This is a genomic window from Streptomyces sp. NPDC054841, assembly GCF_053611045.1.
Window position 1 is genome coordinate 1 of the sequence record NZ_JBSGZO010000213.1, and the last position, 14,246, is coordinate 14,246.

12 protein-coding genes and 1 riboswitch are annotated in these 14,246 nt (G+C 68.2%); of the genes, 2 read left to right on the top strand and 10 right to left on the bottom strand.

What is annotated here, in order from left to right; genetic code table 11:
* Positions 1 to 97 precede the first annotated feature (97 nt).
* From ACWGI8_RS25485 to ctaE, 6 genes are all read right to left on the bottom strand, one after another.
* Positions 98 to 1,546: an aminotransferase class V-fold PLP-dependent enzyme gene (locus ACWGI8_RS25485; protein ID WP_453664262.1), complete on the bottom strand. Its 1,449-nt coding sequence runs from the start codon at positions 1,544 to 1,546 to the stop codon at positions 98 to 100.
* Between the two features lie 204 nt (positions 1,547 to 1,750).
* A riboswitch (SAM riboswitch) is annotated at positions 1,751 to 1,868 on the bottom strand.
* A gap of 192 nt (positions 1,869 to 2,060) precedes the next feature.
* Positions 2,061 to 3,125 (bottom strand): anthranilate phosphoribosyltransferase, encoded by a 1,065-nt coding sequence (trpD, locus tag ACWGI8_RS25490; RefSeq protein WP_453664264.1) that lies wholly within the window; start codon positions 3,123 to 3,125, stop codon positions 2,061 to 2,063.
* 127 nt (positions 3,126 to 3,252) lie between these two features.
* Positions 3,253 to 4,878, bottom strand: a complete 1,626-nt coding sequence (gene qcrB / locus ACWGI8_RS25495) for a cytochrome bc1 complex cytochrome b subunit (RefSeq protein WP_453664266.1) — start codon at positions 4,876 to 4,878, stop codon at positions 3,253 to 3,255.
* Positions 4,875 to 5,927 carry a cytochrome bc1 complex Rieske iron-sulfur subunit gene (gene qcrA, locus ACWGI8_RS25500; protein ID WP_453664268.1) on the bottom strand — a complete coding sequence of 351 codons (1,053 nt, stop codon included), beginning with the start codon at positions 5,925 to 5,927 and terminating at the stop codon, positions 4,875 to 4,877. Before qcrA ends, qcrB begins: the two co-directional genes overlap by 4 nt.
* The gene (gene qcrC, locus ACWGI8_RS25505) at positions 5,924 to 6,733 is read right to left on the bottom strand and encodes a cytochrome bc1 complex diheme cytochrome c subunit (RefSeq protein ID WP_453664270.1); all 810 of its coding nucleotides are present in this window, start codon (positions 6,731 to 6,733) and stop codon (positions 5,924 to 5,926) included. The genes qcrA and qcrC overlap by 4 nt, the downstream gene beginning before the upstream one ends.
* Positions 6,734 to 6,800: 67 nt before the next feature.
* Positions 6,801 to 7,421, bottom strand: coding sequence for an aa3-type cytochrome oxidase subunit III (ctaE, locus tag ACWGI8_RS25510; RefSeq protein ID WP_453664272.1), 621 nt, complete (start codon positions 7,419 to 7,421; stop codon positions 6,801 to 6,803).
* 191 nt (positions 7,422 to 7,612) lie between these two features.
* On the opposite strand from ctaE, the gene ACWGI8_RS25515 reads away from it, so the two are divergent.
* Positions 7,613 to 8,011, top strand: coding sequence for a hypothetical protein (locus ACWGI8_RS25515; protein ID WP_453664274.1), 399 nt, complete (start codon positions 7,613 to 7,615; stop codon positions 8,009 to 8,011).
* Positions 8,012 to 8,033: 22 nt separating this feature from the next.
* Here ACWGI8_RS25515 and ACWGI8_RS25520 read toward each other — a convergent pair whose 3' ends face one another.
* From ACWGI8_RS25520 to ctaC, 4 genes are all read right to left on the bottom strand, one after another.
* Positions 8,034 to 9,284 carry an Ig-like domain-containing protein gene (locus ACWGI8_RS25520; protein ID WP_453664276.1) on the bottom strand — a complete coding sequence of 417 codons (1,251 nt, stop codon included), beginning with the start codon at positions 9,282 to 9,284 and terminating at the stop codon, positions 8,034 to 8,036.
* Positions 9,285 to 9,404: 120 nt separating this feature from the next.
* Complete coding sequence (locus ACWGI8_RS25525; RefSeq protein WP_453664278.1) at positions 9,405 to 9,803, bottom strand: cytochrome c oxidase subunit 4; 399 nt, start codon at positions 9,801 to 9,803, stop codon at positions 9,405 to 9,407.
* The gene (gene ctaD, locus ACWGI8_RS25530) at positions 9,800 to 11,530 is read right to left on the bottom strand and encodes an aa3-type cytochrome oxidase subunit I (protein ID WP_453664280.1); all 1,731 of its coding nucleotides are present in this window, start codon (positions 11,528 to 11,530) and stop codon (positions 9,800 to 9,802) included. The genes ACWGI8_RS25525 and ctaD overlap by 4 nt, the downstream gene beginning before the upstream one ends.
* Positions 11,527 to 12,498, bottom strand: a complete 972-nt coding sequence (ctaC, locus tag ACWGI8_RS25535; protein WP_453664282.1) for an aa3-type cytochrome oxidase subunit II — start codon at positions 12,496 to 12,498, stop codon at positions 11,527 to 11,529. Before ctaC ends, ctaD begins: the two co-directional genes overlap by 4 nt.
* A gap of 381 nt (positions 12,499 to 12,879) precedes the next feature.
* On the opposite strand from ctaC, the gene ACWGI8_RS25540 reads away from it, so the two are divergent.
* Entirely contained in the window at positions 12,880 to 14,244 is a 1,365-nt protein-coding gene (locus tag ACWGI8_RS25540) for an aminotransferase class V-fold PLP-dependent enzyme (RefSeq protein ID WP_453664284.1), read from the top strand.
* The last annotated feature ends 2 nt before the right edge of the window (positions 14,245 to 14,246 follow it).

Below are 14,246 nucleotides of genomic sequence, written 5' to 3' on the forward strand. Positions count from 1 at the left end.
GGAGGATGGAGTCATGGCGGAGCCATGCCGACTGACGACAACGCAGGAGACGGAGTCGCAGGGCGTCGCGAGCCCAGCAAGATCCACCGGACAGGCCCTAGACCGCGGGCACGCACCTGCCGTCCTCGGTGCGGTAGTTCCACTTCGCACCGTCGCGCACGAGCTCCTTCACGGCCCGGACGAAGCGCTCGACGTGCTCGTCCGGCGTACCGGCGCCGAAGCTGACCCGGATCGCGTTCAGCGACCTCTCGCCCGGCTCGGCCTCCGGCGCACCGCACTCGCCCGGGTCCTGCGGGTCGCTGCCGAGCAGGGTGCGGACCAGCGGGTGGGCGCAGAAGAGGCCGTCCCGTACGCCGATGCCGTACTCGGCGGACAGCGCGGCGGCGAAGTGGGAGCTGTTCCAGCCCTCCACCACGAAGGAGATGACACCGACGCGCGGTGCGTCGTCGCCGAACAGCGACAGGATCTTGACTTCCGGCACCTCCGCCAGGCCCTCGCGGACCTTCGCGATCAGATGCCGCTCGCGCGCGACGAGCGCGTCGAAACCGGCTTCCGTCAGCGCCTTGCACGCGGACGCGATCGAGTAGACGCCGATGACGTTCGGCGAACCGGCCTCGTGGCGGGCGGCGGTGGTGTGCCAGTCCACTTCCACGCCACCGTCGTTGCGTCGCGCGACCTTCTTCGAGGCACCGCCACCGGCCAGGTACGGCTCCGCCTTCTGCAGCCAGTCCGCGCGCCCGGCGAGCACACCCGAGCCGAACGGGGCGTACAGCTTGTGCCCGGAGAAGGCGACCCAGTCGACGTCCAGGTCCTTCACCGAGACGGGGTGGTGCGGCGCGAGCTGCGCGGCGTCCAGCACGATGCGCGCGCCGTGGGCGTGGGCGGCGGCCGTGAGTTCGCGTACCGGCCAGAGCTCCCCGGTGACATTGGACGCGCCGGTCACGCAGACCAGCGCGGGGCCGTAGGGGTCACGGTCGGCGAGGGCCAGCTCCAGGGTTCGCACCGCCTCGCCCGGCGTGCGCGGCGCGTCGAGGTACGTCACGCGGGCGTCCCTCCACGGCAGCAGCGAGGCGTGGTGCTCGGTCTCGAAGACGAACACCTGGCAGTCGGCGGGGAGTACGGCGGCCAGCAGGTTGAGCGAGTCGGTGGTCGAGCGGGTGAAGACGACCTGGTCGCCGTCCCGGCAGTCGAGGAACTCGTGCACCGCCACACGGCTGTTCTCGAACAGGTCCGTGGAGAGCTGCGAGAGATACCCGGCGCCGCGGTGCACGCTGCCGTAGTACGGGGCGTACGCGGCAACGTCGTCCCACACCCGCTGCAGCGCCGGCGCGCTCGCCGCGTAGTCGAGGGCGGCATACGTGACCTCGCCGCCGGTCACGAGCGGCACGGTGACGTCCCGGCCGAGTACCGGCAGCGGGGCGGCACAGCAGGGGTCGGCGTCGGTGGCGACGACAGCAGAGGGGGCGGGGGCGGTGACAGCAGAGGGGGCGGTGACAGTGGCGGCGGCGGTGGCAGTGGCTTCGGCGGTGTTCGGGCATGCGGACATGGCGGTATCTCCCGGCAGGAAAAGGCGAATCGGCTTCAAGAACCCGTGCGGCAGCGGCCCAACCGGCGCTCCGCGTACGGGGGTTGCCTCGACGCACGGCGGTCACCGTACGGAGGGAATTGAAGTGAGGGGCTTCGCGCCCTATCGCATTCGCTTGCTCACGAGACTGCTCCCTTGAGGACCAGGACCCCAGGGGTTGCAAGGGGTCCGCGCTTGCCGCGGACCTCGCTGCCCACGGCCTGGTCTTCACCCGGGGCACCCCGCCACGGACGGAGGGTTGCCGGACAGCGGGCCGGGGCCGTAATCGCTGTCACTCATGACCTGTCGCGAAGCTATGCCAGCTGATCGCCCTCGCGCAACTCGTGTCCGGATACCGGGACGTCACTCGCCCGCGACTTCACCGCGACTTCCCGGCAGCTCCCCACGGCCCCACGACTCGCCATGGCTTCCCGCACGCAAGGGTGCGGGGCCCGTGCCCGCACAGACCCCGCACCAGCACGCCCGCCGCCGGGCGTTACGCGTTGCTCACCGCCACCCAGCGGTCCAGCGCCTGCTTCGCCGCCCCGGAGTCGATGGACTCCGCGGCCTTCGCGATCCCGGCCCGGAGTTGCTCCACCAGAGTGCCCCCGCCCGGCTCCAGCGCGGCCAGCGCCGCCGCCGAGTTCAGCAGGACCGCGTCCCGCACCGGGCCGGACTCACCGGCGAGGAGCCGGCGGGCGACATCCGCGTTGTACGAGGCGTCCGCGCCGCGCAGCGCTTCGACCGGGACCAGCTCGATGCCCACGTCCCGGGGGTCGAAGGCCTCCTCGCGCACCGCGCCGTCCCGGACGATCCACACCCGGGAGGTCGCGGTCGTGGTGAGCTCGTCCAGGCCGTCATCACCGCGGAAGACGAGCGCGCTGGATCCCCGCTCGGCGAGCACTCCGGCCATGATCGGCGCCATCCGGGCATCGGCGACGCCCGTGGCCTGGGCCTTCACCCGGGCGGGGTTGGTGAGCGGCCCCAGGAAGTTGAACGTCGTACGGATTCCGAGCTCCTTGCGCGCAGCGGCCACATGCCGCAGCGCGGGGTGGAACTTCACGGCGAAGCAGAAGGTGATCCCCGCTTCCTCCGCGACCTCGGCCACCCGCTCCGGCGTCAGTTCCAGATTGACGCCGAGCTTCTCCAGGACGTCCGAGGCGCCGCTCGCGCTGGACGCGGCACGGTTGCCGTGCTTGACGACCTTCGCGCCGGTGCCGGCCACGACGATCGCGGACATCGTCGAGATGTTGACGGTCTTCGCGCCGTCGCCGCCGGTGCCCACGATGTCGACGGTCGCCCCTGGGACGTCGATCACCCGAGCATGGGCGTACATCGTTCGTACGAGACCGGAGATCTCCTCGACCGTCTCGCCCTTGGCCCGCAGCGCGACGGCGAACCCGGCGATCTGGGCGTCGGTGGCCTCGCCCCGCAGAATCCGGTCCATGGCCCACGCGGTGGCTTCCGCGCTCTGGTCGCGGCCGTACAGCAGGGAGTCCAGTACCCCGGGCCAGGAAAGGCCCGCCGCGGTAGTGCCTCCTGCGGGGGTCACAGCGCTCATGGTCGCTCCTGGGTCCGTACGTATAGGAATGCCACCACCCTATCGAGCGCGGGGGGACGGCAAAGAGCCCCGTCCATCGAGTGGACGGGGCTCCTGCCGTGGCGATCGCTGCGATCAGTGGGTGGGATCAGTGGTGGCCGTGGCCGCTCGTGATCTCCTTGAACTCCTCGGCGGTCGGCTTGGGAATCTGGTTCCCCTCGCCGTAGTAGCCCTTGCTGAGCCTCGCCCGGAGCTTCTGCGTGAGCGGCACCTTGCGCTCGACACCGTTCTCGTCGACCGTCGGGCCGATCTCGAGCGGCTCGTACTGCTCGTGCGCCGTGAGCGTGTGCAGGGCCTCCTGCGTCAGCGGCTCGTGGACCTCGACGAACTCACCGTGCGGCAGTCGCTTGATGATGCCGGACTCGCGTCCGTGCAGCACCTTGTCCTTGTCGCGCCGCTGCAGACCCAGGCAGATCCGCTTGGTGATGATGAAGGCGATGACCGGCCCGACGAAGAACGCGATCCGGACGAACCAGGTGATCGAGTTGATCGACAGGTTGAAGTGGGTCGCCCAGATGTCGTTTCCACCACCGACGAGCAGCACGAAGTACCAGGTCAGCCAGGCCACGCCGAAGGCGGTACGGGTCGGCGCGTTGCGCGGGCGGTCCAGGATGTGGTGCTCACGCTTGTCACCCGTGACCCAGGACTCGACGAACGGGTACACCGCGATCGCCACCAGGACCAGCGGGAAGATGATCAGCGGGATGAAGACGCCCAGGACCAGCGTGTGGCCCCAGAGGTTGATCTCCCAGCCGGGCATGACACGGATCAGACCCTCGGAGAAGCCCATGTACCAGTCGGGCTGTGCACCCGTGGACACCTGGTCCGGGCGGTACGGGCCGATGGCCCAGATCGGGTTGATCTGGGCGATCGCCGAGACGACCGTGATGATGCCGAAGACCAGGAAGAAGAAGCCTCCGGCCTTGGCCATGTAGATCGGCAGCAGCGGCATGCCGACGACGTTCTTGTTGGTCCGGCCGGGGCCCGCGAACTGCGTGTGCTTGTGGTAGAAGACCAGGATCAGGTGCGCTACCAGCAGGCCCATCATGATGCCGGGCAACAGCAGGATGTGGACCGAGTAGAACCGGGCCACGAAGTCGCCGCCGGGGAACTCACCGCCGAACAGGAACATCGACAGGTAGGTGCCGACGACCGGGACGGACAGGATCGCGCCCTCCATGAAGCGGACACCGGTGCCCGAGAGCAGGTCGTCCGGGAGCGAGTAACCGGTGAAGCCGGTGAACATGCCGAGGACGAGCAGCAGGAAGCCGAACAGCCAGTTGATCTCACGCGGCTTGCGGAACGCGCCCGTGAAGAAGACGCGCATCATGTGGACCATCATGGCCGCGAGGAAGATCAGCGCGCCCCAGTGGTGGATCTGCCGGATGAGCAGACCACCGCGGACGTCGAAGCTGATGTCCAGGGTCGAGGCGAACGCCTCCGACATCAGCCGGCCCTGCATCGGGACGTAGCTGCCGTGGTACTCCACCTCGTTCATCGACGGGTGGAAGAACAGCGTCAGGTACACACCCGTGAGGATGATGACGATGAAGCTGTAGAGCGCGACCTCACCCAGCATGAAGGACCAGTGGTCCGGGAAGATCTTGCGCATGTTGGTCTTGGCCAGGGAGTAGATCCCGAGACGGCCGTCGGCCCAGTCGGCGACCCGCTCGCCCGCGGGTGCCTTCCTCTTTGATTCAGCTGAAGTGCTCATCCGCGCTCCCAGTAGGCAGGACCGACGGGCTCGTCGAAGTCGCCGAGCGCCTCGAGGAAGCCTTCGTCATTCACGCCGATCCGCAGCTGCGGGAGGGCGTGACCGGCCGGGCCGAAGATGACGCGGGCGCCGTCGGAGAGGTCGAAGGTGGACTGGTGGCACGGGCAGAGGACGTGGTGCGTCTGCTGCTCGTACAGGGAGATCGGGCAGCCCACGTGGGTGCAGATCTTCGAGTACGCAACGATGCCGTCGTGGGACCACTCGAGCTCGCGCTTGTCCTTGATGTCCTCCGGCTGGATCCGGACGATCATCAGGGCGGCCTTGGCGATCTCGGTCTGGAAGCTGTGGTCCTCCTCCGACAGGCCCTCGGGCATGGCGAAGGTCAGCGAACCGACAGCGACGTCCTCGGGACGCAGCGGCTGGTTCGTGTTCATGTTGATGAGCTGCTTGCCCTTGGCCCACAGGGTGTGGCGGAGCTTGTCCTCGGGCAGCGGGCCCAGGTCGCGCAGCAGCACCACACCGGAGAGCGGCACCATGGCCATCGCTCCGAACATGGTGTTGCGCAGGAGCTTGCGCCGGGCGAAGCCGGACTCCTCCGTACCCGCCGCGAAGTCGGCGTGCACCTTGGCCCGGACCTCGGGCTCGGCCTCGATCGGGTGACGGTCGTCGGCGATCTCCTGGTCGGACATCAGGGTGCGGGCCCAGTGGACCGCGCCCGCGCCGATGCAGAACAGCGCGACACCGAGGGTCATACCCAGCGCGAAGTTCAGCGCGCTCACATGACCGAACGGCCAGATGTAGACGATCTCGTCGGCCGGGAAGATCACGTACGAGGCGATGAAGGCGATCGTGGCCAGCATCGACAGCGTGAACAAGAGGGCGACCGTACGCTCGGACCGCCTGGCGGCCCGCTCGTCGATGTCCTGGATGCGCGGCTTGTGGACGGGAAGCCCCGGGTCGGCGAAAGGATCTTCCTTCGCCGCTACCTCGCCACGCGCGTGGTCCTGCTCGGACGGCAGGGTCTCTTCTGGAATGTCTTGGCTACTCATGACTTCTTGGCCTTAGCGGTGTGGGCCGCGACCCAGATGGCAACTGCGATCAGCGCACCCAGACCGAAGACCCATGCGAACAGACCCTCGCTGACGGGGCCGAGGCCACCGAGGCTCAGGCCACCGGGAGACTCCGACTCGCCGCTGTTCACGGTCTGGATGTAGGCGATGATGTCCCGCTTCTCCTGCTCCGGCATCGTTCCGTCCGGGAAGGAGGGCATGTTCTGCGGGCCGGTCTGCATGGCCTCGTAGATGTGCCTGGGGTTCACGCCTTCGAGGTTCGGGGCGTACTTGCCGTGCGTCAGGGCACCGCCCTCACCCGTGAAGTTGTGGCACTGGGCGCAGTTGGTGCGGAACAGGTCACCGCCCTTGGCGATGTCGGCGCCTTCCGGGCTGTACTGCTTCTCGGTCGGCCTGACCGGACCGGCACCCAGGGAGGCGACGTACGCCGCGAGCTGGTCGATCTGGGCCTGGGTGTAGACGACCGGCTTCTTCGGCACCTGGGCGCCCGGCTGCTGCGCGGGCATACGGCCGGTGCCGACCTGGAAGTCCACTGCGGCGGAACCGACGCCGACCAGGGAAGGGCCGTCGGACGTACCCTGACCGCCGGTTCCGTGGCAGCTGGCGCAGCCGACGGTGTAGAGCTTCTTGCCCTCCTCGATGGCGAGGGACTGGGCGGTTTCATCGGCCTGCGCCTTGTCCGCGGGTGCGAACGCGGCGTACAGCCCCCCAGTGGCCGCCAGCGCGAGGAGTAGGACGACGAGCGCCGCCAGCGGATGGCGTCGTCGTGCGGAGAGCTTTTTCACGGATTACCCCGGTGTCAGGATCTTCTGCGTCGATGCTTCTGGAATGTGTGCGGGTACGAGCCCGGTGCTACTTGATCATGTAGATCGTGGCGAAGAGGCCGATCCAGACGACATCGACGAAGTGCCAGTAGTAGGACACGACGATGGCGGCGGTTGCCTGCTCGTGGGTGAATCTCCGGGCCGCGTACGTCCTGCCGAGAACCAGCAGGAAGGCGATGAGACCGCCCGTCACATGCAGACCGTGGAAGCCGGTGGTCAGGTAGAACACCGAGCCGTACGGGTCGGACGAGAGCGAGAGGCCCGCGTCCTTGACCAGCTCGGTGTACTCGAACACCTGGCCGCCGATGAAGATCGCACCCATCACGAACGTGATCACGAACCAGGTGCGGAGCTTCTTCACGTCACCGCGCTCGGCGGCGAAGACGCCGAGCTGGCAGGTGAGGGAGGAGAGCACCAGGATCGTGGTGTTGGTCGCCGAGAACGGGAAGTTCAGGTGAGCCGCCTGCTGGGCCCAGTACTCGGCACCCATCACCGATCGCAGGGTGAAGTACATCGCGAAGAGGGCCGCGAAGAACATCAGCTCGGAACTCAACCAGATGATGGTTCCGACGCTGGTGAGGTTCGGCCGATTGACCGACGGGTGCGCGTGCCCGGTTTCTACTGTCGTTGCTGTCGCCACGACCGACATTATGTCGGTCGCTTATCCAGCCCTCACTCCGGGGGGTGCCGTTCGGTGTGTCCATCTCTCTCCCGGGTTCGCGTCCAGGACCGAACGGCCCATCGAAAGGCTGTCATTAGCGGTGCTGACGGGGCGCTGGGAGGGGTAGCATCCCGCGCATCGGTGCAGCCCGCAGTTCTCCCTGACGAACCGGAGGAACAATGCAGTCGACCGCCACGGTGCTGGTGTACAGCGACAACTCCAGCACCCGCGAACAGGTGCGGCTCGCCACGGGCCGCCGCCCGGCCGCCGATGTTCCCCCGGTCGAGTACATCGAGTGCGCGACGCTGCCCGCGGTTCTCAAGGAGCTGGACAAGGGCGGTGTCGACGTCTGCGTCCTGGACGGCGAGGCGGTGCCCGCGGGCGGTATGGGCGTCTGCCGGCAGATCAAGGACGAGATCTTCCGGTGCCCGCCGGTGCTGGTACTCATGGGCCGCCCGCAGGACGCCTGGCTGGCCACCTGGAGCCGCGCGGACGCCGCGGTGACGCTCCCGGTCGAGCCGGTGGAGTTCGCGGACGCACTGGCCGGACTGCTGCGCAGGGGGCGGGCGGCGGCCTGAACCGGCCCGCCCCGTACCGGGGTCAGATCTGGGGCCGCAGGCGTGCCTCGTCGGCCGGGCCGCTGCCCTCCCGGACGCCTCCCAGCAGGGCGCTGCCCGTGCGCCACTCGTCCCAGTCCAGGTTCCAGTCACCGAAGCCGTTCCCGAACGGATCCATCATGCCGCCGAGGCTGTTGACGACCTTGACGATGTCGCCCTCGCGGACGGTGTTGTAGAACCACGCGGCGTTACTGGTGGACATGCCGGTGCAGCCGTGGCTGACGTTCGCGTATCCCTGGGAGCCGGTGGACCAGGGCGCGGCGTGGACGTACTCACCACTCCAGGTGACGCGCGTCGCGTAGTACACGGGCAGGTCGTAGGAGTCGGCACTGTCGACGGGGATGCCGATGCTGGTGCCGCGCATCCGGACGTAGTACTCCTTGCCGAGCACCACCTTGACCCCGTTCCGGGTGGAGAAGCCCGGTTTGCCGGTGGTCACCGGAATGGTATTGATCACTTCTCCGTTCCGCTTGACCGTCATCTGGTGCGTACTCGCGTCGGTGAGGGCCTCGATCCGGTCACCGATGGTCAGCTTGAGCGGTTTCACGGCGCCGCCGTACATCTCGCCGATCTTGACGCCCTCCAGACTGCTGTGCACCCGGACGGTGGCGCCCGCCGGCCAGTACTCCATGGGGCGGTAGTGCAGCTTCTTGTCGTCCACCCAGTGCCAGGCCCCGTCCACCGCGGGCGAGGACTCGACCTTCAGCTTGCGCTCGACGGCGGCCCTGGCCTCCTTGTCGGCCACGGGCGCGCTGAGCTCGGCGGTGATGGGCTGTCCTACGCCGTACGTGCCCGGCTTCGGGCCGAGTTCGACCTTCAGGAACCGCTTGGCGGGGGCCGTGTCGAAGGTGATGGTGCGGGATCCGGGAGAGCCGCCGCCGTTCTCCGTGGCGACCTTGACGGTGTAGCGCGTACCGGCCGAGAGGGGGGCCGTGGAGCGCCATCTGGCGCCGTCCGCGGTGAGTTCACCCGCCAGGTAGCGGCCGGCCGCGTCGACCGCGGTGACGTCCGTGATACGGCCGTCCTTGCCCTTGGCGGTCACTTCCAGGGGCTTGTCGGGGTTCACCTTGGTGCTTCCCGCGACGGTGTTGAAGGCGACCTGACGCGTCGCGTCGTACGGCCTCGCCGACAACGGGTGGCTGTCGTGGCCGCTGCACGCGGTCATCCCTGCCCCGAAGGCCAGGGCCAGCACGGTGCAGCTCGCTATGGTGCGCTTGCGCGGCGTGTCGTTCATGAGCACACGCTATGAACAATGCCCGGTAACGGCGCGCCGGACGACTGCAAACGAGGGGCCCGGACACCACCCGTTCGGGTGAGTGTCCGGGCCCCTGCGCAGTGCGGAGCAGCGGATTCGCTACTGGTTCTGGTTCTCGCCGCGGTAGTACTCGAAGACCCAGCCGAACAGGCCGACCATGATCAGCGGAGCCGAGAAGTACAGGATCCACCAGCCCATGGCGATGGCCAGGAAGGCAAGCGCACCGCCGGTCGCGAGCGAGAGCGGCTGCCAGCTGTGCGGGGAGAAGAAGCCCACTTCACCGGCCTCGTCCGCGACATCGGCCTCCTTGTCGTCCTGGGCCATGGCGTCCACTCGCCGGGCCGTGAAGGCCAGGTAGTAGCCGATCATGATGCTCAGGCCGAAGGCCAGGAAGAGCGCCGTCGTACCGGCCGGCTCCTTCGACCACACGCCGTAGAGGATGGCCATGGCGAGGATGAAGATGCTCAGCCAGATGAACATCCTGCCTTGGATCTTCACTTGCCGGCCTCCTTGTCAGCGGCGATGGCACCGTGACCGGCCTGCTCGAGCTGGTCGAGAGCCGCGATCTCCGGGTGGTGCAGATCGAAGGCCGGGGATTCGGAGCGGATCCGCGGCAGGGTGAGGAAGTTGTGCCGCGGCGGCGGGCAGGACGTCGCCCACTCGAGCGAACGGCCGTAGCCCCACGGGTCGTCGACCTCGATCTTCTTGCCGTACTTGGCGGTCTTCCAGACGTTGTAGACGAACGGCAGGATCGACAGACCGAGCACGAACGACGAGATGGTCGAGATCGAGTTCAGTGCCGTGAAGCCATCGGCGGCCAGATAGTCCGCGTACCGGCGGGGCATGCCCTCGGCACCCAGCCAGTGCTGGACCAGGAACGTGCCGTGGAAGCCGATGAACAGCGTCCAGAACGTCATCTTGCCGAGGCGCTCGTCCAGCATCTTGCCCGTGAACTTCGGCCACCAGAAGTGGAATCCGGCGAACATCGCGAACACCACGGTGCCGAAGACGACGTAGTGGAAGTGCGCGACGACGAAGTACGAGTCGGAGACGTGGAAGTCCATCGGGGGCGAGGCCAGGATGACACCGGTCAGACCACCGAAGGTGAAGGTGATCAGGAAGCCGATCGTCCAGAGCATCGGAGTCTCGAAGGACAGTGAGCCCTTCCACATGGTGCCGATCCAGTTGAAGAACTTCACACCGGTCGGTACCGCGATCAGGAAGGTCATGAAGGAGAAGAACGGCAGTAGCACTCCACCGGTGACATACATGTGGTGGGCCCACACGGTCACGGACAGACCGGCGATCGCGATGGTCGCGGCCACCAGACCGATGTAACCGAACATCGGCTTGCGGCTGAAGACCGGAATGATCTCCGAGACGATTCCGAAGAACGGCAGCGCGATGATGTACACCTCTGGATGGCCGAAGAACCAGAAGAGGTGTTGCCACAACAATGCGCCGCCGTTGGAGGCGTCGAAGACATGGGCGCCGAACTTACGGTCCGCCTCCAGGGCGAACAGGGCCGCGGCCAGTACCGGGAAGGCGAGCAGGACCAGCACACCGGTCAGCAGCACGTTCCAGCAGAAGATCGGCATCCGGAACATCGTCATGCCGGGCGCGCGCATGCAGATGATCGTGGTGATGAAGTTGACCGAACCGAGGATCGTGCCGAAGCCGGAGAAGGCCAGACCCATGATCCACATGTCGGCGCCGACGCCCGGCGAGCGGACCGCGTTCGACAGCGGGGAGTAGGCGAACCAGCCGAAGTCGGCCGCACCGTTCGGGGTGATGAAGCCGGCCACCGCGATGATCGAGCCGAAGAGGTACAGCCAGTACGCGAACATGTTCAGCCGCGGGAACGCCACATCGGGCGCGCCGATCTGCAGCGGCATGATCCAGTTGGCGAATCCGGCGAACAGCGGCGTCGCGAACATCAGCAGCATGATCGTGCCGTGCATCGTGAACGCCTGGTTGAACTGCTCGTTCGACATGATCTGCGTACCCGGACGGGCCAGCTCGGCGCGCATGAAGAGCGCCAGGAGGCCGCCGATGCAGAAGAAGACGAACGAGGTCGCCAGGTAGAGCGTACCGATGGTCTTGTGGTCGGTGGTGGTCAGCCACTTCACCACCACGTTGCCGGGCTGCCGGCGCCGGACGGGGAGCTCGTTCTCGTACGAGTCGTCAGCCGTCGCAGCACCCTGGGGTTCGTTGAGGATGCTCACAGTTTGTTCGTCTCCGCATTCCGGGCCGGGCCCGACTGCTCAATTCCCGACGGGATGAAGCCGGTCTGCCCCTTCTCGGCCAGCTCCTTCAGGTGCTGCTGGTAGCGCTCCGGGGAGACGACCTTGACGTTGAAGAGCATCCGGGAGTGGTCGACACCGCACATCTCGGCGCACTTGCCCATGAACGTGCCCTCCTGGTTCGGCGTCACCTCGAAGACGTTGGTGTGACCCGGGATGACGTCCTGCTTGAACAGGAAGGGGATCACCCAGAAGGAGTGGACGACGTCACGGGAGGTCAGGATGAAGCGGACCTTCTCTCCCTTGGGCAGCCACAGCGTGGGGCCGGGGTTGCCGGTCTGCGGGTTCCGGGTTCCCGGGATGCCGGCGTCGTAGACGCCCTCGGCTCCCTTGGGGAAGTCGTTGGTGTACTTGTCCGGAATCGCGTTCAGGTTCTTCTGGGCCGCGGCGTCGCCGGTGGCCGGGTTCCCGTCCACGTCCTCCAGGTAGTTGAAGCCCCAGCTCCACTGGTAGCCGACCACATTGACGGTGTGGGCCGGCTCCTCGGAGAGGGCGAGGAGCTTCGACTCATCACGCGCGGTGAAGTAGAAGAGCACCGAAACGATGATGAGCGGGACCACGGTGTACAGCGCCTCGATGGGCATGTTGTACCGGGTCTGCGGAGGAACCTCGACCTTGGTGCGGCTGCGCCGGTGGAAGAAGACACTCCACAGGATCAGACCCCACACCAGCACGCCCACGGCGAGCGCGGCCGCCCAGGAGCCCTGCCAGAGGGAGAGGATCCGCGGAGCTTCCTCCGTGACCGGCGTGGGCATTCCGAGGCGGGGGAAGTCTTCCCAGTTGTACGAGCAACCAGTGGCTGTCGCCAGGATCAGGCCCGCAGTCAGCACCTGCGGCAGCTTCCGCCGCATCGGGCGCCGCGACGAGCGGTCGGAGCCGTTGGGACTCACGTAGCGCCTTCCCGAGAGTCTCGCCCGCGCGGCCGGCTGCGGCCGTCTCGCTGGTCGGTCGCCGGCCCTGACGCGGGCAGGGGTTTGGATGTTTATGCGGACCAAACCCTACTGGACGCAATTTGGGGTCGCGCATGGAGGGTGCCCAACGCGCCGTCCGACGACCCGAAGGGGTGGACCGCACGGTTCCGGAGGCGGTCTCGCAGCTGGTCACGGACCCCGACTGGGCACCTGCGGCGGCCTTCTGACACCCTCTCCGGAGCGCGGGGTCAAAGCCGTGCCCAGCAAGATCCGTCGCGGGCCGGGCAAGATCCGTCGCGGGCCCGGCAAGATCCGTCGCGGGCCGGGCAAGATCCACCGGACAGGGCCTACCGTGGAAACGTGCCCTACTTCGACGCCGCCTCCTCGGCTCCGCTGCACCCGGTCGCCCGGCAGGCTCTCCAGGCCTCCCTCGACGAGGGGTGGGCGGACCCCGCCCGCCTGTACCGCGAGGGGCGGCGGGCACGGATGCTGCTGGACGCGGCTCGGGAGGCGGCGGCGGATGCCGTCGGGTGCCGTCCCGACGAGCTCGTTTTCACCTCATCGGGGACACGCGCCATTCATACGGGCATCTCGGGCGCACTGGCGGGGCGCCGCCGTGTCGGGCGTCACCTGGTCGTGTCGGCGGTCGAGCACTCCGCGGTGCTGCACGCGGCGGAGGGCCTGCCGGTCACCGAGGTGCCGGTGGGCCGCGCGGGCGCGGTGTCGCCGGGCGAGTTCGCGGAGGCACTGCGCGAGGACACCGCGCTGGCCTGTCTGCAGTCCGCGAACCACGAAGTGGGCACCGAGCAGCCGGTCGCCGAAGTGGCCGAGGCATGCCGGGCGGCCGGGGTGCCGCTGCTCGTCGACGCGGCGCAGTCGCTGGGGTGGGGACCGGTCACCGCGGGCTGGTCCCTGCTGACCGCGAGCGCCCACAAATGGGGCGGCCCGGCGGGCGTCGGACTCCTCGCGGTCCGCAAGGGCGTCCGGTTCGCCCCCCAAGACCCCGCGGACGAACGGGAGTCGGGCCGCGCGCCCGGCTTCGAGAACATCCCGGCGATCGTGGCGGCCGCGGCGTCCCTGCGGGCGGTACGGGAGACGGCGGCGGAGGAGGCGCGGCGACTGACGGCGCTGGTGGACCGGATCCGCGCCCGGGTCCCGGAGCTGGTGCCGGACGTCGAGGTGGTCGGCGATCCGGTGCGCCGGCTCCCCCATCTCGTCACGTTCTCCTGTCTCTATGTCGACGGAGAGACCGTGCTGCACGATCTGGACCGGGCCGGGTTTTCCGTTTCGTCGGGTTCGTCGTGCACGAGCTCGACGCTGACCCCGAGCCATGTCCTGCGGGCGATGGGGGTCCTGAGCGAGGGCAATGTACGGGTGTCCCTGCCGACGGGCACGACGGAGGAGGAAGTGGACCGCTTCCTGGAGGTCCTGCCGGGGGTCGTCGCCGACGTCCGCCGCCGCCTCGACGCTCCGGTCCCGCCCGCGGCCTCCAGCGGGCAGGCCTCCCTCGTCGTGGACGCCCTGGGCAAGCGCTGCCCCATCCCCGTCATCGAGCTCGCCAAGGTCATCGGCGACGTCCCGGTGGGCGGCACGGTCACCGTCCTCTCCGACGACGAGGCCGCGCGCCTCGACATCCCCGCGTGGTGCGAGATGCGTGGCCAGGACTACGAGGGTGAGCACCCGGCGGTGCGGGGCACCGCGTACGTGGTGCGGCGGCGCTCCTGAAC